The sequence below is a fragment of the Clostridioides sp. LIBA-2809 genome, from assembly GCF_056688965.1.
Genome location: NZ_CP197004.1, coordinates 3320644 through 3341766 on the forward strand (window position 1 = coordinate 3320644; position 21123 = coordinate 3341766).

Here is a 21123-nt window from a genome sequence, read left to right on the forward strand (position 1 = left end):
GATATTTTATAATTTTACCTAGGACTTATATTACTATTTTATACCAACTATTTTATTTAACATAATTGAACCTGTATCTGGATTTTCAAATTCAAATTTAATGCCTTTTACATTAGATAAATCTATGTTTTTAAACTTTTCAATAGGTATTATTGTATCACTTACTGGAGTATATCTTGACCAAAACTCCATAAATTTTCCTTCTACATATTCATCTCTCACAGCTTTACCCTCAAAATATTTTATAGCAGACACTTTATCATTATCCATTATTACACTACTTTCTTTTCCTTTAGAATCAATTAAGCTAAGTTTAACTGAAACCTTCTTATCTTTACTATTTAACTCACTAGGAGAATTCAACGCCCATCTAAATTTTAGTGCAGAGTAATCTTTTAAATTTTTATTACTTAAAGGTAACTCTATTTTTGCTTCTTTAGATTTCCAATCAACTTGCAATAAATCAACATCTTCACTTGAGCTTATATTACTAAAAAGTTTTGCAGTATCTTTATCTAATCTCTCTGATTCAACTACCTCTTTTGTATCAACATCACTTGAATCTATATCTTTAAATGATTTTTGATTGAATAAATCTAAAGAACCATTATATTTAACTTTGTTTAATGTCTGATACCCATACATTTTATATGGCAATCCCTTTTTACTAAAAATAGGTGATTCGCTATCATCAAAGTCAAAAATAGATTTCATATAGTCAACTGCATAATTAGAAAAGAAATCTCTATGTTCTTCTTTACATAATTTTTCAGGATAAGTCCCATCCGTATCTCGTGGTGCAGAAAATTCCTTTTCTCCCAAAACTGAGTTATATGCATTATGATTTCCACCTACTAAATAAGTTAGTCCCAATGGGCTTTTTCTATTTTTATCTAAGGATATAGCATGAAAAATATCATCTCCACTGTGAATAACATCTCCATCGTACTCTGATACTATTATTGTTGTTGGTATATCTGGAAACTTTTCTATCGGACTATTATAGGCTGGTGTAAGTGATATAATTCCTTTTATTCCCTTAAACTCTTTTTGTATTTGGTCTTGTGCTATTTTGAATACACCAGAACCAGCTACAGAATGACCTATAAGACCAATATTATTTAAATCAACTTTATCTTTAAGATATACTCCAAATCCGTTTTTATTTCCCTCATTTGCATCTTGAAATGCTTTTATATAAGCCTGAGTTAAATATGTGATTCTCTCGTTTTCTACAGGTTCTCCATACTTAAAAGTATAGTTTACTGAAGTATCAATAGATACTCCTATAATACCATTTTTCGCTAAATCTTCAGTAAGATATTTAAATCCATCTTCAAAATCATTTTCTCCATCTCCATGTTGCCCATGAAAGATTAATACTACAGGTGCTTTTTCTTTTATCTCTTTAGGAGCTGATATTATACCTTCTATCTTAAAAGGTATTGTCTTTCCTCTTATAACTATTTCTGATGTTCCTAAACTAAATTTATTAGATTCAATCTTATTATCATTATTTTTTGTTGAATTTATTTCGTATGATATTTTTTCATTTGAAGTTTCATTAGAATTAGCTTTATTTGTACAACCTACAAACAGAGCACTTATTACTGATATAGATAAAATCATACTAATCCATTTTTTAAATTTCATAAATTTATTCCTTTCTATATATCCATTTTGATATGATTTATTGGATTTCTAGTAAATTTTCTTTATAACTTAATATCTATTTATTAATCTTTCTATCTATTCGGATAATCTATTTGAATTCTATTAAAGTAACCTTATACTATTAGTTCCTTTTCTTCATAGATTTATTGTCATGCTATTATTTTTCCCAAGTATTATTTATAATATTATTTTTTATTTCTGATATCTTTTAATTTAAAGCTCTAAAATTTTACTTTTATATAATATTTTTACATATAAAATAGTTTTTTCATTGATTTTTTTTGTATTTATTTATACTTTATATAATCTATAAACTTCTTCACTGCAAGTGATGTGCTCTTTTTGTCCCTTAATACCATACCAATATTTCTATAAGCTGGTACTTCCAACTCCTTTGCCACAATACGATAAGGAATACGTTGTAAAATAAGCTGAGGTAATATGCTAATACCCAAGCCACTTTCCACCATAGACATAATTGCATAATCATCCCATGTTGTAAAATGAACTTTAGGAGAAATATTGTGGCGTTCAAATATCTCAGAAATCTCTGTTTTTGCACCTTTTTCTAATAACATAAAAGGATAATTACAAAGTTCATCAATTGGAAAGTATTCACACTCTACAAGAGGATGGTTTTCAGGTAAAATCACAAGTAATTTATCCTGCTCTAAAAAAATAGTTTCAAACTCTGGAAGCGTAGGCAGTCTTAAAAAACCACAATCAACTCTACCATCTAGAATCCAATTTTCTATTTCTGTATAATCACCAAGTAATAATTCATAGTCAATATTAGGATAGTCCTTTTGAAACTCTCTAATAATATTTGGAAGCCAATGAGTTGCCACACTTGAAAAGGTTCCTATTCGTATAATCCCTGATTTCAATCCATTCAATTCCTCTATTTGCATTTGTAATTTATAATATTCATTACATACACCTTTAGCAAAAGGTAATAATTTCATACCATCAGAAGTTAATTTTACCCCAGAACGTCTACGTTCTAATAGTGATACCCCCCATTCTTTTTCTAAATCATTAATCATACGGCTAATGCCAGATTGCGAATACTTTAACATATCCGCTGCCTTTGTAAAACTTCCAGATTCAACAGCTTTAACAAATGCCATATATTTTTGAATATTCATATCCATACTGTGTACACCTCACATCCATCTGATTTTGTCATATTTTCTATGATAAACATTCGCTTTTATAATTTATAACCTTATGATACACTATGCCCATAGGATTTTAAACGGAAAGGAAGGAAATAAATCATGTTTTTTATAAGTGATATTTATACAGAAGCACCAGTTAAATTTGATACTCCATTACAAAAAGAGGTATACGAAATATTACAAAATTTGAATATTGAATTTGAACGCGTTGAGACAGATGAAGCAATTACAATGGAAGACTGTGTTCAGATTGATAAAAAATTGGATATGAAAATGGTAAAGACTCTATTTCTTTGTAATAGACAAAAAACAGATTTTTATCTATTTATTATGCCAGGGGATAAACCATTTAAATCAACTAATTTTAGCAACGCATTAGGAGTGTCTAGAGTTTCTTTTGCTCCTGCTGAATTCATGGAAACAATGTTAGGAACTAAAGTTGGTGCAGCAACTATTTTCAGTGCTATACTTGACAGTGATAATACTGTACAAATCGTTTTTGACAAAGGCGTTGTCAATGAAGAATGGTATGGATGTAGTGATGGTACTACTACCAGTTATATGAAAATTAAAACAAAACAAATCATTCACGATTTTTTACCTTTCGTAAATCATACACCATCTATAATCGAATTGTAATATAATGAAATATTATAGAAAGAAACTATATAATATTAAAATAACTCCAAAATAATTGTATAAAACATAAAACCGCAAAGTCATAATATATGCTACTTTGCGGTCTTACAAAAAATTAACTTTTAATACTAAGATTCGTAGTTCTGCTATTTTTTAGTGTTCTAAGAATTAATTTAACAAATTCATTTGATAACAGAATAGTTGATGCAAATAGTATTATTTTTATCCACATATTAAAGTCTAAAGAAACAGAGTTAAAGAAACTCTGGAATACTTGTGTAAATATTATCTGGATTACACCTGTAACAACAATTATTTGTAATGCCAGCTTATTTTTAAAGAAATTCGGTATCGTACTATTAAAGCCAAACTCTCTACAATTCAATGCATTAAAAAGGGCACTGAATGCAAATAAAGAAAATATAACAGTACCTTGCTCATCTGGTGTGGCCCCCAATATATTAAAAGCTGATTGTGTAAATACAATTGTAATTATAAGGATAGCATTTATAATAATATTTATAGACATAGACCTAGCTATTATTCCAGAGTGTCTATTTATTGGTTTTCTTTTCAATACATAATCTCTAACAGGTTCTAGTCCTAATGCAAGAGCTGGAGGACCATCCATTATTATGTTTACCCATAATAGTTGTATTGTGGTAAATGGCATATCTTTACCAGTAAGCTGAGATATTATAGCAATTATAAATGCTACTATATTTACAGTAAGCTGGAACTGTATAAATCTTTGGAAGTTTTCATAAATACCTCTTCCCCATTTTATTCCTTCTACTATTGTACTAAAGCTATCATCAGTCAATATTATATCCGCTGCATTTTTAGATACTTCTGTACCTGAGATTCCCATCGCAATACCAACATCTGCTTGACTAAGAGCTGGGGCATCGTTTATACCATCACCTGTTACAGCTACAACTTCACCACTTTTTTGAAGTGCAGAAACTATTCTCATCTTTGTATCTGGTTTACTTCTTGCCACAATAGATATTCCTTTTATTTCTTCCCTTAACTCTTCATCTGTCAGTACGTCTATATAGGTTGCCTCAACTGCCTTTTTCCCATCACTCAATAAACCTAATTCATCTCCAATAGCAGTGGCTGTATTGATATTATCTCCTGTAAGCATTTTTACATCTACTCCTGCATTAAATGCCTTATCAATAGATTCTTTAACCCCTTCTCTCAATGGGTCTACTATTCCTACAAATCCACTAAATACCAAATTATCTTCCTTTTCATAGCCTCTTGGATTTCCTATTAAATTCAATTCTCCTTCTGAAGTTATTGCAACTTCTATCCTAGATTTAGTCATCTTTTTATAGGCAAACCCTAATGTTCTCATAGATTTAATTTGTAGCTTTTTTATTTCATCCAAAATATTTTTTTCTATTTTGGGAGTTATTGGAATAATACTTTTTCCTTGTTGTACATAAGAACATTTCTTTAGTAGTACTTCTGGTGCTCCTTTTGAAAGCAGTATATCTGAATCCTCTTGACGGATTAATGTTGACATTTTCTTTTCTTCTGAACTAAATGGTATTTGTGATATTAAATAAGTTTGTTTTCTCATTTCATTATAGTTCTTATCATTATGATATAAAAGTAATGCACACTCTGTTGCACTTCCTATGTATTTAAATGAATTATCTTCCTTTTCGATATCTGCTGTTGAATTTACTATACAGTTTTGTTCAAAATAGCTATTACTTTGATATTCTCCACTATTTATATACTTACCATCAACATATGCTACTTCTACCATCATTTTATTTTGTGTTAAAGTACCTGTCTTATCAGAACATATTACAGAAACAGAGCCTATAGTTTCACAGGCTTCTTTCTTTGTTACTAGAGCATTTATCTTTGCCATTTTTTGCATCGTTATAGCTAAGGTGATATTTATCATAGTTGGTAGACCTTCTGGAACAGTTGCAACTATTAAAGCAATACAAACCATATATGCATTCTTAGCTGGTTCTAATGATTGTAAAAAAGACAAGATACTGCTTGTATCCAAAATCAATAGTCCTTTTCTCTGCATCTGTATAATCATGAACATACACAATAAAGTAGCTATTATCCCTGATATTCCTGCTATTTTAGCACCTAACTTACCTAACTTAATTTGAAGTGGAGTTTGCTGGTCATCATTTGATAAATTCTGTGCTATCTTACCCATCTCTGTCTTATCACCAATATGAGTAACAACCATTATACCTCTACCATATGCTACAAGAGTTCCTCCAAATACCATATTTATTTGCTTTGCAGGTATTGTATCCTGTTCAATTATTTCTGTTTTAGAATAAACTACCTCCATATCCAGTATAGCATCAGCATTTTTAGCTACATCATCAGACTCTCCTGTTAGCATATCTTCTCTAAGCTTCAAATTTATAGATTGTATAAGCCTTCCATCTGCTGGTATCATATCCCCCGTTTCTATATATACAATATCTCCTGGTACCAAATCATTTTTTGATATTTTAACTATCTTTCCATTTCTAAGTACTTTTACTTCTATATTCTCTGTTAATTTTGATAGAGCATGAGCTGCTTTTTTAGATTTTCCTTCGGTTATTATACCTATAGAAATACCAATAAAAATAGCTCCTAAAATACCTAATGCATCATGCAATTCTCCAACAAATGAACTTATTACTGCTGCTCCTATAAGAATTAATATCATGGGTTCTGTCAGACTTTCTCCCAACTCGTCCCAAAATGTTCGTCCTTCTTTTATCGTAAATTCATTTAATCCATATCTAAGCTTCCTCTCTTCTACCTCATTATCAGCAAGTCCAACTTCTGGATTTGTCTTTAAGTATTTTAATACTTCTTTGGTAGGTTTATTATAATACCTCATAACTTTATCCCCCTTGTTAATTATCTATAGAGAATTATATGCTTATGATAGCTTGTATATTACTTTTCCAAAAAAATAAGGAGTTGTCTCAAAATTGATTTTTTTCCAATCAAATTTTAAGTTCAACTCCTCTTTTAAATTTTTTATATGTTATTTTTTACTACTTTTTTAAATTAATATTTTAAGGTTTTAATATTGAAAAAATTTGAGTACAAGAAATAAAGCATCTATATTTTTAGATAAAATTATATAAAAACAAATCTATTTACACCTCTACCATTTATCACTATGTTAAAATACTAGTTATCATTACACCAAAAATTTACTCTTTATAATAGCTAAACCCTTTGCTTGTCATGTGACAAGCAACTAGATGCTTCTGCCTGTGTTCAAATAATTCAGGTATTTCTTTCCTACAATATTCTGTTGATATTGGACAACGCTCCACAAAAGGACATCCTTTTTCACAACTTGAAAAAATTTTAACTTCGTCTTGTACGTCTATTTCTTCATCTAGTATATTTCTCTCATTCGGATTTGGAGTCAAAACTGCACGTAAAAGCATCTGTGTATATGGATGTAAAGGTGTCTTGTAAATCTCCTCAGCATTCCCAATCTCCACGATTCTACCAGCATACATCACTGCTATCCTATCAGAAATATAACGCACCATATTTAGGTCATGTGAAATAAATAGATAAGTAAGCCCAAGTTCTATCTTTAATTTGTACAAAAGGTTTATAATCTGACTCTGGATAGAATTGTCTAGTGCTGACACTGGTTCATCACATATAATGAAATCTGGCTGAACCACGAGTGCACGTGCAATACTAATCCTTTGTCTTTGGCCTCCTGAAAACTCATGTGGAAAACGTCCTGCATGCTCTCGCAAAAGCCCAGTCATTTCTAACAATTCATATACTTTTTGTGTTCTTGTATTTTTATCCAGCATGCCATGAACCTTCAAATTTTCTGCAATAATAGACTCCACTGTCATATGTGGGTCTAAAGACATATATGGGTCCTGGAATATCATTTGTGTATGTTGTGCAAATGCCTTTCTTCTACTTTGTCGATGTAGCTCTAGTTTTTTGCCTTGAAATAATATTTCACCTTCGCTTGATGGATATACACCCATAATAACTCTTGCAAGAGTTGATTTTCCACAACCAGATTCTCCAACAAGCCCTAAAGTTTCACCTTTATAAATAGTTAGGTTAACATGATTGACAGCAATATTTTTGCGCTTTCTTCCTAAAGGAAAGCTCTTGGATACATTATTTAATTCAAGTAATTTTTCCATCATCCAATTCCTCCTTTGGAAAACTTTCATGCAGACGCCAACAAGAAGCACTATGACTATTTGACACCTTAAACAAAGGAGGCTCTTCTCTCAAACAAATCTGCATACAATATGGACACCTCTTTGAAAAAGAACAACCGACTGGCAAATCAGATAAATTTGGTGGACTTCCCAATATATATATGCGTTCACCCATACCACCTGATGTAGGGAGTGTTCTTAACAATGCTTGTGTATATGGGTGTATTGCTTTACTAAAAAGTTCTTTCACATCACTCTCTTCCACAATTTTTCCAGCATACATCACTGCTACACGGTCTGCCAAGTTTGCCACAACACCAAAATCATGGGTAATCAAAAGCACAGCTGTCCCCATCTCTTTTCTGATTTTGGCAATCAGTTTCAAGATTTGCAGTTGTGTAGTAACATCAAGAGCTGTTGTTGGTTCGTCTGCAATAAGTAGTTTCGGATTACATGCCAAAGCCATAGCAATCATTACACGTTGTCGCATACCTCCTGAAAATTGATGAGGGTACTGCTCTGCTTGTAGTGCAGCATTTGGTATCTGTACCATTTCAAGTAGTCTAACTGCTTCTTGTTTACAATCAGATGATGACATTTTTTCTTTTCTGTATAGCGACTCTGTAATCTGCTTACCTATTTTCATTGTAGGATTCAAACAAGTCAGAGGGTCTTGAAAAATCATACTTGCTAAAGTACCTCTTATTTGTTCCATCTCTTTTTCTGATGCATTCAAAATATCAAAGTTTAGAAGTTTCAATTCTTCAGCCATAATTTTAGCTGGTGGTGAAGGATTCAGTTGCAAAATTGACTGTGCCATTACACTTTTACCACAACCACTTTCACCCACTAGTGCAAGAATCTCGCCACTGTTCATGGAAAGCGAAACACCTCGAACTGCATTTACGGTTCTTTTGTGCATATCGAAAGACACATTCAATTCCTTAATTCTTAGAATATCGTCCATAATCAGCAGACCTCCTCAACCTAGGATTTAGAGCATCTTGAAGTTGGTCTCCCAAGAGATTGAAAGAAAGCATTATAAGACAAATAAATAGTCCTGGCACTAAAAGCCTTACTGGATAAGTCTGAAAAACAGCAACACCTTCATTTGCCATAATTCCCAATGATGGATATGGTGGAGGGACTCCCATTCCCAACATTGATAAGAATGCTTCTGTAAATATAATCCCTGGAATACTCAATGTCATATGTACAATAATAATACCTAACATATTAGGAATTAGGTGGCAGAAAATAATCCGTCCCATACTTGCTCCCATAATTCTTGCAGCAATTATAAATTCTCTCTCCATAAGAGAAATCACCTGTCCTCTTACCAATCGTGCCATACTAGTCCATCCTACAAGAGTATAGGCGATAATCAAAGTTCCAACTCCCTGTGGTAGCACTGCCATGAGTAAAAGGACAACAACAAGGTATGGAATTCCACTAATGATTTCCAATATACGCATCATTACATTGTCAACCATGCCACCTATATATCCAGAAATACTACCATATACTACTCCTACTATGCAGTCTATGATAGCTACCACCCCTGCTACTAGAAGTGATACTCGTGTCCCATACCAAATACGTACAAAAATATCACGCCCAAGATTATCTGTACCAAAGATATGAGTAAAACCACTACTTGGGTCTTTGCTAAAAAAGGGGGTATTTGCATATGCCACATTCTGAGATGCAAAATCAAAATTATAAAATATTGGAAAACATATTGATCCTATAATCAGAAGAAGTATCATTATAAATGACACTACTGCAATTTTATTGTGGCATAGTATGGATATAGTTTCCCTTACAAAACTCATAGAGGGATACACCTGTTTATTATTAGTTATATCTAAATTACAGCCATCAATAGAAGAAAAATCTTCATGGACAAGTACTCTTTTACTACTGTCTATTTTCCTCACCTCCTAATTTTATACGAGGGTCTATACAACTGTTCAAAATATCCACGATTAAATTACACAATACGAGAAACATACCAAAAAACAATGTTGTTCCTATAATCACTGGATAGTCATTGGCCTGTACTGAGTCTACAAAGTATTTTCCAAGACCTGGAATAGAAAATACATATTCTACAGCAAATGTCCCAGTCAACAGAACTGCTGTCATAGGACCAAGAACTGTTATCACTGGCATTAATGCATTACGTAGACAATGATGAAAGATAATATCTTTTTTCTTGATTCCTTTAACCTTTGCTGTACGGATATAGTCCTGCCCAAGTACATCAAGCATACTAGAACGCATTAACCTCCCAATACTTGCCATAGAACCAAAGGCGAGCGCAAATGCAGGTAAAATCTTGCTATTCTCACTCCCCCATCCTATAATGGCAAAAAAATGGATACCAGTAAATTGAAACACCACAATTCCAAAAAAATACTGCAACAAAGCACCAATAATAAATGATGGAACAGACACCCCAAGAAGCACCAAAATCATTGTCAATGTATCCCACTTCGTCCCATGCTTCAAAGCAGCTGTAATCCCTGACAAAAATCCCAAAATAATTGCAAAAATCAAAGCCCGTATTCCCAGTTCTAAAGAAACTGGGAATGCTTGGGCTATGATATCTATGACTTGACGACCAGATACAATGGAAGAACCAAAATCTCCATGTATCAAATTATTCACATATATTCCATACTGCTCTAATACAGACTTATCTAGACCATACTTTGTGGCTAAAGAAGCTTTTATCTCAGGATTAAGTACCTTAATTCCGGAAAAAGGGTCACCTGGAAGCATCTGCATCAATAAAAATGTAATGGAAATCAAAACCCATACAGTAAGTACCGCATAAATAAGTCGCTTAGCGATATACCTCATTTGTAAAGACATATTGTCTGCTCCTGTCCTGTTTTTATTTACTTAATATGAGCATTTAAAACGTTAAAGAATTGAAATGGTGTACGTACTAGACCAACTAGTTTATCAGAAACTGCATAAGTAGTACATGTAAAATACATCGGTCCTATAACCATATCATCTATTAGAATTTTTTCTGCCTGTATCAGTATCTCTTGACGCTTTTTAGGGTCGCTCTCATGAGTTGAATCCTCAATCAACTTATCATACTTTAAATTAGAATATTTTCCATGGTTATTCATATTTTCTGTTGTATAATTCTCTAAAAATGTAATTGCATCATTCTCAGAAGGCCCCCAAGCATTCACTGCAAAGCTGTAATCACCATTCATTGTTGCTTCAGACAAAGCTTTCACTGCTGTAGATTTTAGTTCTACATCCAATCCAAGATTTTCCTTCCATTGTTGTTGCAAATAGGCAGCCTGATTCTGATTGTATGTTGTATCTGATGTCCAAAATACAAGTTTAATATCTTTCTTTTCTATCCCAAGTTCTTGAAGTGCCTTATCAAGATATTCCTTTGCCTTATCTTTGTCATACTTAAATAGGCTACCACGTTTTTCTGCATAACTTTTACCATCAACACCTTTTATAACACCTGGCACAAGACCGTTAGCTGCTATAGAACCATCATTAATTACATTATCAAGCAAACTTTGTACATCAATAGAATAGGCAAGTGCTTTCCTTAGATTTATGTTAGAAAGATACTCATTTTGTGTATTAAAGCTTAAATACCAAGAACCTCCATCTATGTAAGATTGAATAGTATCTTTACTTTTGTCTCCCACGAGTTTAATTTGTTCGTTATATAGGTTACAAAGGTCAATTTCTCCAGCAGTAAATGCATTCAAACTTGTATTTGCATCTCCTATCATGACCAATCTAACTTTAGGAATATTAATTTCTGATGCATTATAATATTCTTCAGATTTCTCCATTGTAAGATGGTCATCATGAACCCATTCTGTTATTTTATATGCGCCATTTGTTACCATTTTATCTGCCTCTTTAGCGTACTGTTTATCGCCAATCGTCTCATAAGCCTTCTTATTTATTGGTAAAAAATATGGTTGTGACAAATAAAATAAGCCATTAGTCATTGGATGAGACCATTGAATTTCTAATGTATAATCATCTAATACCTTTAACCCAAGCTGTGTTTCGTCAACCTCCCCCTTATAAAATGCTTCTCCATTTTTTATATTCTTATATATATATGCAGCAAATATACTTCCAGTAGAAGGCTTCATCTGTGTCACCCAAGAATAGTAAAAATCATTCACAGTTACTGGGTCTCCATTTGACCATTTTGCATCCTTTCTTAGATGCATTGTATAAATTGTGTTAGCATCATTTATATCCCAACGTTCTGCTAAATCAGCTACTGGCTCATCCTTTTCATTCAACTTTGTGAATCCAGACATACAATGATAGAGAATACTTTGGGCAATAGTATCACTCATTCTCATGGGATTCAATTCTGTTGGCTCTGATGTGACATTTAACGTTACCATTTCTTTTCCTTGAGTACCCTTAAAAACTGAGCCTTTTGTTGTATCCCCTTGTTTAGGTGTAGAACATGCCACCAAATTTAATGCAAGCATAGCTACTAATAATAATGTTATAATTTTTTTGTATCTCATATTTTTCTCCCTCTAAAAAAATAATTTTTATAATTCCTGACAATCATCCTGTTCGTCCAATATCATGTTAAATGAATCAATTGACATAGGTTTATAGTAATAATAACCTTGAACCATATCGCATCCATATTCTTTTAAATTTTCTATATGTTCTTTGGATTCTACACCTTCAGCAGTCACCTTCATATTTAAGGAATGAATTAAATCTATAATAGTCTTTATTACTAAATTACTATTACCATTTAAGTTATTTAAAAAAAACTGACGGTCCATCTTGATAATATCAAAACGCGCATTAAGTAATACATTAAAAGAAGAGTACCCATCGCCAAAATCATCTAGAGAACATGTAAACCCATATCCCTTAAAATCAGATACTATTTTTTTCAAACGCTCAGTATCATTTAAAGAAATTGATTCCATAAATTCAATTTCAATATAGTGCTTAGGAATATTATATTTTTCAAATACATCAATGTAATTTTGAACAATATCTGGGTCATAAAAATATGACTTTGAAATATTAAAACTGATTGGTACAACCTTCTGGTTATTTTTTATTCTTGTGTCCAAATATTGGCACATTTGTTCAAAAGTATCAATATCAATTAACTTAATGTAGCCATTTTGGTTTAAGATAGGCAGAAATTTATATAATGGTACGCTATTTCCATCTTTATCAAACCAACGAAGTAGTGCCTCTGCACCTATAACTTCTCCACTTATTAGGCTAACTTTTGGCTGTAGATATGTAACAAATTCATACTCTTTATATGCATCTGCTGTATCTATTTCTAGTTTCATACGGTCCATATAGCTTTTATAAAAAGATTCGTCATAAAGTTCTATACAAGAACTTCTATTAAATAAAGTTTCACTTTCTTTTCTACACAGATTTGCATAATTTAGTGCATCATAAAATGAGACTTCTGGGTTAATAATCACATAAATCCCCATAGACATAAAAAGATTTCTATAAATCCGCTCATCATCTATACGATATAACATTTCAATTAGTGGTATCAATCGTTCATATATAAGGTAATTGGAGTCATCACACCTAACTAAAAATGCAAAGTTATCCGCATATAAATATGCAGCATACTCCTTTTCTTCTAAAAATGTCATTATCTTTTGAAAAATCAATGTCAAGATTTCATCTCCTGCTTTACTCCCATACTTTGTATTAAAATAGCGAAAATTTTTAATGTTGAAATGTATTAAAGCGTATCTTTCATCACTACCTTTTACTTTACAATATTTTTCCAAAATATATGAAGTATCATATATATGGCGCTTTAAGGTGATATTCTTTTCCGTTTCCATCACGATTGGCTCCTTTGTTTATAAATTGTATATACATTTCTTCCCTTATTTTTGGATTGGTATAAGGCTAAATCAGCATTTTTAATAAGGGTTAATTCATCACAACCATCGACATGTATCTCGTTATATATCCCAAAAGATAAAGTGAGCTGTTTAGAGTTTTTACTTTTTAAATGTACAATATTTTTTTCTCTCAGCTCTTTTTGAACTGACTTAACAAATGTAATAATTTCATCATCACTTCTATCAACAAATATACAAGTGAATTCATCTCCTCCATATCGTGCAGCAAAAGCGTTGTCTGGCAAGTTATTCTTTATTACAATAATAACTTTTCTATTTTTATATGATTAATAATTGAAATTTCAATACTTTAAAATCAAGTTTTGATATTTATGTCAGTCAAATGTCAGTAAAATATTTTATCCACAAATTTTACATAAGTTTTCCACAACTTATCCCCAATATTATCCACAAGAAAAAAGGTAGCACTTATATTAGTAGCTACCTTTTATTTATTAATCTTCATCTTTCCAGCTTTTTATCCAATTTCCTATTTCTATTATTTTTTCTTCAGTTATTTCTTCTCCATCATGCAATTTTGAAATTAGTTCTGACAAGGGATTGTTATGTAAACCTCCAAAAATTCTTTTACCTTCTAATTTTAGATACTCTCTTTCTTTTACTAATACTGTATAGTGTACATGTTTCCCAATTCTCTGCGATATTAAAAAACCTTTTTTGGTTAATCTAGCTAAAAGTGTAATTGTAGTTGTATGCTTCCAACCATATGTTTTTTCTATTTCATCTGCAACATCTTTTGATATTACAGTTTTATAACCAGTATTCCATATGTATTTCATAATTTTTAATTCTGCATCTGGTAGTTTTCTATTCAACATAATATATTCCTTCTTTCAATTTATGTCACTTCTTCAAATTTATCTAGCTTAAATTAATAATAGGAGCTTTTTAGGACAAAAACTATAGGTAATTTTTACCATATATTCTACTGTTTTAGTTTGTTTTCTTAGAAGAAAAATAACTTTCATATCTATAAAATTATTCAACTTTCAAACTATCCTGTTGAATAATAACTAATTCTATTGTATTATTTTAGTTGTAGAATAAAACTAAATCGGCAAAACTAGAGAAATTTAGTGACGCAAAGCTATAGGGACTAAGACTTATATAAATATCTTATGAGTTATGTCAGCCAGTTGCCAAAAAGATAGTGTTCTTTTTGTTTTTATGAAAGTTTTTTAGGGGGATAATAATATATATACTTAGAGATAAAATAAAATATATTTCTAGCATTCACAGTTTTATTTTTTCTTAAAATGCGATATAATAAAGATGTAAATTCGTATCAAAAACAAAAAAAGAAACTACAATCTATTAGCCTAGAGTGAAGTTTCATTAACTAAATATTAATGTCGTTTTTTATTAAACTTGATTTTTACATCAAGCTCAAAGTCACTCCTGCCAGAGTGGCTTTTTACTTTTCTGGAAATAATATATGTAATAAAGCTAGCTGTTAAACTAGCTAACACTCCTAGTAAAAATTCGCTCATTTCTCCACCTCCTTCCTTTTAAGGGATGGAATGTAGAAAATGAAGCTCCACTCTTAGATTGTAGTTCCACAAGATTATTCTTGCATTTTAATTATAACATAATTTTACAATTATCAAATATCCATTCTCCATATTTTTTTATTTATACAATATATTCTATATTGCAATAAAAAACATTGTTTTAAATATATATACATAGGTATATACTAAATATGTTAAACTTAATTATGGAAAATATAAAATGAAAGGAATAAAAATATGACTAAGACTATATTATGTGATTACTGTAATAAAGGAATAAATAAAGATGATAATAAGTATATTACTTTTCATAAGAAAAGTCATATGAAAACTAACATTTGTATTAATTGTGCATTAAATTTGATAGATAAAGATAAATTAAATGAAAATATTATAAATAATCAACATGATTATTCAAAGAAATGAAAAAGCACTCTCCATAATGAAGAATGCTCTATATAATAATGTTTGACTTAGTAAAGATGTGTTGGGGTTACATATTTACTTTTTTATTATATCATATAACTTTGTGTATGAAAAAGAATTTAAATCAATTTTAAGGTGTGTTGAGTAATGTTCTTGATAGTTTATATGTTGATGAATTTCAAAAAAATAAGCACTCTTATAAAAAGAGTACTTTTGGTATATATTCAAGCATTTATCTAATACAATTATAGCATGTATTATGTTTTAGTATGATAATTTTCGTTCGTTTTATTATTACAACTTCTACTATAGTTTTCATACTTTAACATCAACTAAATGAATTTAATTAAGATTACTAGTTAATCGTTTTTTGGTTCTTTCATATTCTGAAATCTAAAATTTTATTATTTGTTTATTGTTATTATTTAACACATGTTGGTATTTCAACGATTTATCTTATTGTTAATATTCTTATTGCTTCCAAAGTATATCTAATTATTTTTAAGATAATTTACTAATTTTTATTTTTTCAAACATACATTCGACAAAAAACAGTTTTTATATGGTATAATTATATTGTATAATACAAAAGGTTAATGAAAATAATTAATATTAAATGTACCAAAAAAAATAGTTTTTGATATAATGAATATTATAATAAATAATTATTTAAATAAAATATTATATAAGGATGTGATTTTATGGATTTCAAAATCAGAGAGCTAATTAATGATATAACCCAAGATATTATCCAAACATACAAAATCCAAATTCCAATAGTAAATATAAATCAAGTTGTTGATGCTTTAGGAGGCAAGGTAATAGAAGATAGTTCTTTAAGTGGATACTCTGATGGATTTATTAGAAAAGTTGATGATTCATTTGAAATAGTGGTATCTCCTTATCAACCAGATACCAGAAAGAATTTTACCATTGCTCATGAACTTGGACATTTATTTTTACACATGGGTTATGGCATTGATGATGAACTATGGAATAGTCAAGATGGAAATCAGTATTTTAGAAGTGGCAATACCAATAAGGAGTATCAATCCAATGAATTTGCAGCAGCCTTGTTGATGCCTAAACATGAATATAAAAGAATTATGGATGAAAACACAGTAGGTAATAAGGTCGACACTTCAAAAATTGCAGAATACTTTAATGTTTCCTCTTATGCAGCATCTAATAGAGGGAAATGGTTAGGATATTTACAATGGTAGATGATAAAGAATATAAAACTCAAAATGTAAATAATGTTCATAATTCAGCTAAAAACGAAAACGCTTTTAATCTTAAAAAGTATAAGGAAAAACTTCAAGAAAATATTAATACTGATATTTATGAAAAAGAAAAAGAACCTAATCATCCAGAAGTGATTTTGTTCTTTTCTTTTGATATAGCTAATTCATCATTATATAAAAATATAAATTATAGCGGATGGGCTAAGGTATTATCACATATAATTCGTAAGTTACAATATAGAGTTTATGAAAACCTTAAAGCACAACTTTGGAGAGTTCTTGGTGATGAGGTAATTTTCATTATCGTACTAAAAAATTATGATGAAATTTATAAATACATAGATATAATCTTTGATATTTTAACAAGCACTGCTAAAGATATAAAAAGTGGTAATATATTCTCTACACTAGAAGGATTTTCTGAATCTGAAAAATACTTAATGAAACTTCAAAATATTATTTCATTAAAAGGAGCGGCCTGGATTGCTATAGTATCAAGAAATCCTAATTTTAATGCTTTAGAAAATAATGAACAATATGAAAATATTTCTGCTATGTACGATTTATCCAATAATTATAAAATATTTGAGTTCTTAGGAAATGATATTGATGCTGGTTTCAGAATATCAAAGCAAACATGCCCAGAAAGACTTGTTCTTAGTTTTGAACTAGCTTATATATTATCAAGAAAAACTGATATTTTATCTAAATTACATATAATTACATATAAAAAATTAAAGGGTATCTGGAAAGATAAACTATACCCTATCATTTGGTATCATAATAAAGGAAAAAATAATGATATAGAATTTGATGATAGTTTTTCTTTTGATGAAATAGAAGAAAATGAATTGGTTCGAGAATATTTTTTTAATAAAAAAGGAGAAAGTAAATTACTAATTGATTCTTTTATGTTTAATTCTGTAGACAAGGCTTTGGATAAAATACTTATAGACAGAAACCTTAGTGATAAGATTGAAAAAATAGGTGACGTAATTTCTAAAACAAACCCCAGTTATGATAAAAATACAATAGATAAAGACTATATAAAAGTAGATTTAATGGAATTACACTGTGTTGCGGTTTGTTATAATAAATCAACTTCAAAAATATTAATTGCGAAAAGAAGTGATAATAGAAATAATAATGCGAGTAAATGGGAATTTGGTTGTGCTAAGGCAAGTCTAGAAACTTCAATTATAAATACTATTAAAGATGAATATGAAAAAGATTTTAATATAAACATTGAACCTATTACTGATTGCACAAGAAAAGATGATTGCCAACCTATACCTCTAGCAATTTATCAAGTTAAAAAAAGTGATGGTTTACACAAAGGCATTATAACTCTCGCAGAAATAATAAATGATTATGATATTTCTAAATTTGAACCCACATCAAAACATAATGAACTTGCATGGATAGGAGAGGATGAACTTGAAGATTTTAATGAAAACACAGTACCTGATTTTAAAGAAACTTTAAAACTAGCATTTAAAAAATTAAATGAAAATCAATTACAAGAATCTACAAATATGTAAATAGTATTCTTCTATGATTTGATTCTATCTTCATAGAGGAATACTAACCAAATAAAACATTTTCTAAATAGCATTAAAAACTACTACAAGTATATATATAAACAATATAATACCACCTAAAATAAAAGCTTCTACTGACTTTTTTACATTATACATTTTCTTATCACAGATTAAAGATAATTCTTTTATTTGAACAAGTGCATCATTAATCAAGTTTTCTTCGTCTTTAAATGCATTTTCAAATGCTTCTTTGTACTGTTCATTATTTAAAGATGCTATCTCTTTATAATAAAAAATAGATTTATATTCATTTTCTATTTTAGAATTCCTTGGCTTTAAAACCATAATCGAAAAATAAATTGAAATAACAAATATACATAATATAACAATGTAAAATAGCATCTCTAAACATCTGATATTACTTATACTTAAGTGATTCATTATTTTTTCCTTCCCTGAAAATAAAAAACCTATAATTGCGCTATTTAATAATAGTAAAAAACTAGCTTTATTATCTGATTTTTCAATATAGTAATCAATTCTATTTACTATAAACTTCGCTATGTCTATTTTTTTATCCATGATTTTACTACCTCATTTCATTAAATTTTATATTGATTCAAAATTTTATTTTCTACTTATTATCATTGAATAAATTATTATTTGGAAATAATCTTATTGAAATAATAAAAATATGTGAAAGAAAGTAATAACTAACTATAATTACTACTTCCTAACTTAAACATTCTATCTCTTCCAATTAAAAGTAAGATATCGTCCTCTATAAGTTTCATATTCTCTTATAATATCCAATATTTCCTCCCTAGAAGTTGCAATTAAACTTCTATCAAATAGTTCAATCATTCTATTGCTATCATTATCAGAAACATTACAAGACTCTAATATCTCATTATTAAATATTGCAATAGCATACCCAGTACCTATTTTTATCTCATTTAATTCATGTAAATTATTTGCTGCTCTAAAGATATCAGCTTCAGCCAATCCACCTAAATCTTCGCTTCTATTAATCAAGTTATTAAGTTTAATACTAAAAGCTGCTCTTACAAATCTCTCATAAACCAATGCATCCATACATAAATCCTCCATTATCACAATAATATATTTACATTATATTACAATAATAGAGTTATCACAACAAACAACCACTTCTAGTTGATAACTTTTATCTATCTATTAATAAAATCCAATGCTTTATAAAGTGTATCAAATCTATCATTACCTTTTATCATAATAAATTTTTCTTTAGTAATAGAACTTATCTTTTCACATGCGCCACCTCCTACAACATATAAATTTTCCGTCTGACCTGGTACGTAATCTTTTATATCACAAACTAAAACTTTGCTTGGACTATAGCCCCAACTAAGCACATTCGCAAGTATCTTATCAACTTCTCCATCATAAACAATTGTATGTTTGTACATCTGTTTAACTCCCTCATTATTTATATTTTTATTTAATACACCTTCTACAATTAACTTAGCAATACCTTCATGACCTAGTTTCTTAGCTTTATCATAATCTTCTTTATTATCACAGAAGAAACTTTCAATTAATACTGCTGTAGGCTTTGAACTATTTAAGATATATAATCTTTTATCTAATTTAGCACCTCTATTTTTAAATACTGTACCTAGTTTATCACATATTCTAGTTGCATACTCTAAGCCTTTATTACTATAATATAGGACTTCTGAACCTTTACCTTGACCGTTACTTGCATTTAAATGTAACTCTATAAGTAAATCATATCCTCCACTATTAACTCTAGGTATTTTATAAGACTTTTCTTCATTCTTAGTTTTAAACTGCTTTTCTGGGCATATTATTACATCTACCTTATGCCCTTCTTTTCTAAATGTATCTGCTAATACTGGTGCAAGAGATTTGTTGTATTGATACTCGTTAATTACTCCATCAGCAGAAGTGCATGCTCCACTTTTTAAAATACTGTGTCCTACTGTAATACATATTTTCATTATTTATTACCTCCCTTAATATTTAATTCGTCTGTCATTGTATCTAGTAAATTGCCTATTTTCTCCTTTAATTTTTTGGGAACTGGTAATCCACATAAGTACATATTTTTTAATATACTTACACTTTCATACAAAATGAATAGAATAGAGAAAAATTCAGATATTCCAAGATGATTTAATCTCAAGAAATCAATCCAATCTTGTGGCAACATAAATAAAAAGTTAAACTTTGTAAGTATATCAACTACTGCTAGAAAAAATATACATGCTATCATTGCAACTTTTCTTATTCCTCCATTTATTCCAAAACTTGAATTAAACTGATGTGTTTTTATTGCTCTTAAGCAACCTAACAGTGTATCAAATGCTATTGCTAATATTACTAATTTTATAAATATATTTGTTGCTAAAAAAACTATTGTTAAATTCATATTTCCTCCTAATTTTTGTATTAAAAAGGACCTAGAATTATCTAAGTCCTTTAAATGTATTAATTTATTATTTTACCTTTAAATTGTTAACGAAATCTGCAGCTATAATAAAGTATGCTGCATCACATTTTGCTTCTCCCATAATCCCTGGATTAGAAATGTAACAACTTGTTGGGTTTTGTTCTAGCCCCTCTAGCTTTATATTTTCTACCATTATAAATATCTCCCCCATAGTAGGTATAATTAACATTAGAACTAGAATGCAAATTACAATTATTTTCTTCATTTTTTAATCT

Annotated in this window: 21 protein-coding genes and 1 riboswitch; of the genes, 4 read left to right on the forward strand and 17 right to left on the reverse strand. The window is 29.6% G+C overall.

What is annotated here, in order from left to right; genetic code table 11:
• Positions 1-33 precede the first annotated feature (33 nt).
• On the reverse strand, positions 34-1653 hold the full coding sequence (locus ACTG44_RS15695; protein WP_479920814.1) for an alpha/beta hydrolase family protein: 1620 nt from the start codon (positions 1651-1653) through the stop codon (positions 34-36).
• 308 nt (positions 1654-1961) lie between these two features.
• The gene (locus ACTG44_RS15700; protein ID WP_479920815.1) at positions 1962-2828 is read right to left on the reverse strand and encodes a LysR family transcriptional regulator; all 867 of its coding nucleotides are present in this window, start codon (positions 2826-2828) and stop codon (positions 1962-1964) included.
• A gap of 126 nt (positions 2829-2954) precedes the next feature.
• On the opposite strand from ACTG44_RS15700, the gene ACTG44_RS15705 reads away from it, so the two are divergent.
• Positions 2955-3494, forward strand: a complete 540-nt coding sequence (locus ACTG44_RS15705; protein WP_479920816.1) for a prolyl-tRNA synthetase associated domain-containing protein — start codon at positions 2955-2957, stop codon at positions 3492-3494.
• Between the two features lie 115 nt (positions 3495-3609).
• Here the strand turns inward: ACTG44_RS15705 and ACTG44_RS15710 are convergent, their stop codons facing one another.
• The 10 genes from ACTG44_RS15710 to ACTG44_RS15755 form a co-directional block, all read right to left on the reverse strand.
• Positions 3610-6384, reverse strand: coding sequence for a calcium-translocating P-type ATPase, PMCA-type (locus ACTG44_RS15710; RefSeq protein WP_479917381.1), 2775 nt, complete (start codon positions 6382-6384; stop codon positions 3610-3612).
• A gap of 322 nt (positions 6385-6706) precedes the next feature.
• Positions 6707-7690: an ABC transporter ATP-binding protein gene (locus ACTG44_RS15715; RefSeq protein ID WP_479920817.1), complete on the reverse strand. Its 984-nt coding sequence runs from the start codon at positions 7688-7690 to the stop codon at positions 6707-6709.
• Entirely contained in the window at positions 7671-8675 is a 1005-nt protein-coding gene (locus tag ACTG44_RS15720) for an ABC transporter ATP-binding protein (RefSeq protein ID WP_479920818.1), read from the reverse strand. Before ACTG44_RS15720 ends, ACTG44_RS15715 begins: the two co-directional genes overlap by 20 nt.
• Positions 8653-9543, reverse strand: coding sequence for an ABC transporter permease (locus tag ACTG44_RS15725; RefSeq protein ID WP_479917383.1), 891 nt, complete (start codon positions 9541-9543; stop codon positions 8653-8655). Before ACTG44_RS15725 ends, ACTG44_RS15720 begins: the two co-directional genes overlap by 23 nt.
• An 85-nt stretch (positions 9544-9628) precedes the next feature.
• A complete protein-coding gene (locus tag ACTG44_RS15730) occupies positions 9629-10588 on the reverse strand; it encodes an ABC transporter permease (protein WP_479920819.1) in 960 nt (319 codons plus the stop codon).
• Between the two features lie 26 nt (positions 10589-10614).
• The gene (locus ACTG44_RS15735) at positions 10615-12261 is read right to left on the reverse strand and encodes a peptide ABC transporter substrate-binding protein (RefSeq protein ID WP_479920820.1); all 1647 of its coding nucleotides are present in this window, start codon (positions 12259-12261) and stop codon (positions 10615-10617) included.
• Between the two features lie 27 nt (positions 12262-12288).
• Entirely contained in the window at positions 12289-13587 is a 1299-nt protein-coding gene (locus tag ACTG44_RS15740; RefSeq protein ID WP_479919351.1) for an EAL domain-containing protein, read from the reverse strand.
• Complete coding sequence (locus ACTG44_RS15745; RefSeq protein ID WP_479921702.1) at positions 13587-13916, reverse strand: GGDEF domain-containing protein; 330 nt, start codon at positions 13914-13916, stop codon at positions 13587-13589. Before ACTG44_RS15745 ends, ACTG44_RS15740 begins: the two co-directional genes overlap by 1 nt.
• 189 nt (positions 13917-14105) lie before the next feature.
• Positions 14106-14489 (reverse strand): BlaI/MecI/CopY family transcriptional regulator, encoded by a 384-nt coding sequence (locus ACTG44_RS15750; RefSeq protein ID WP_021391918.1) that lies wholly within the window; start codon positions 14487-14489, stop codon positions 14106-14108.
• A 228-nt stretch (positions 14490-14717) separates the two neighbouring features.
• Positions 14718-14815, forward strand: a riboswitch (cyclic di-GMP riboswitch).
• A 202-nt stretch (positions 14816-15017) separates the two neighbouring features.
• Entirely contained in the window at positions 15018-15161 is a 144-nt protein-coding gene (locus ACTG44_RS15755; RefSeq protein WP_011861731.1) for a type I toxin-antitoxin system toxin, read from the reverse strand.
• A gap of 258 nt (positions 15162-15419) precedes the next feature.
• Between ACTG44_RS15755 and ACTG44_RS15760 the strand changes: the two genes are divergently transcribed.
• The 3 genes from ACTG44_RS15760 to ACTG44_RS15770 all read left to right on the forward strand — a co-directional run bounded on the left by ACTG44_RS15760 (position 15420) and on the right by ACTG44_RS15770 (position 18393).
• Positions 15420-15608 carry a hypothetical protein gene (locus tag ACTG44_RS15760; protein ID WP_009898401.1) on the forward strand — a complete coding sequence of 63 codons (189 nt, stop codon included), beginning with the start codon at positions 15420-15422 and terminating at the stop codon, positions 15606-15608.
• Positions 15609-16309: 701 nt separating this feature from the next.
• Positions 16310-16831 carry an ImmA/IrrE family metallo-endopeptidase gene (locus ACTG44_RS15765; protein ID WP_009898403.1) on the forward strand — a complete coding sequence of 174 codons (522 nt, stop codon included), beginning with the start codon at positions 16310-16312 and terminating at the stop codon, positions 16829-16831.
• Positions 16825-18393, forward strand: a complete 1569-nt coding sequence (locus ACTG44_RS15770) for a hypothetical protein (protein ID WP_009898404.1) — start codon at positions 16825-16827, stop codon at positions 18391-18393. Before ACTG44_RS15765 ends, ACTG44_RS15770 begins: the two co-directional genes overlap by 7 nt.
• A gap of 63 nt (positions 18394-18456) precedes the next feature.
• Here the strand turns inward: ACTG44_RS15770 and ACTG44_RS15775 are convergent, their stop codons facing one another.
• The 5 genes from ACTG44_RS15775 to ACTG44_RS15795 form a co-directional block, all read right to left on the reverse strand.
• A complete protein-coding gene (locus ACTG44_RS15775; protein WP_009898407.1) occupies positions 18457-18975 on the reverse strand; it encodes a Pycsar system effector family protein in 519 nt (172 codons plus the stop codon).
• Between the two features lie 165 nt (positions 18976-19140).
• A complete protein-coding gene (locus ACTG44_RS15780; protein WP_009898409.1) occupies positions 19141-19488 on the reverse strand; it encodes a hypothetical protein in 348 nt (115 codons plus the stop codon).
• 95 nt (positions 19489-19583) lie between these two features.
• Entirely contained in the window at positions 19584-20396 is an 813-nt protein-coding gene (locus ACTG44_RS15785) for an N-acetylmuramoyl-L-alanine amidase (protein ID WP_021359648.1), read from the reverse strand.
• The gene (locus tag ACTG44_RS15790; RefSeq protein ID WP_009894433.1) at positions 20396-20827 is read right to left on the reverse strand and encodes a phage holin family protein; all 432 of its coding nucleotides are present in this window, start codon (positions 20825-20827) and stop codon (positions 20396-20398) included. Before ACTG44_RS15790 ends, ACTG44_RS15785 begins: the two co-directional genes overlap by 1 nt.
• Positions 20828-20894: 67 nt before the next feature.
• A complete protein-coding gene (locus ACTG44_RS15795; protein WP_009894435.1) occupies positions 20895-21113 on the reverse strand; it encodes a hypothetical protein in 219 nt (72 codons plus the stop codon).
• Between the last annotated feature and the right edge of the window lie 10 nt (positions 21114-21123).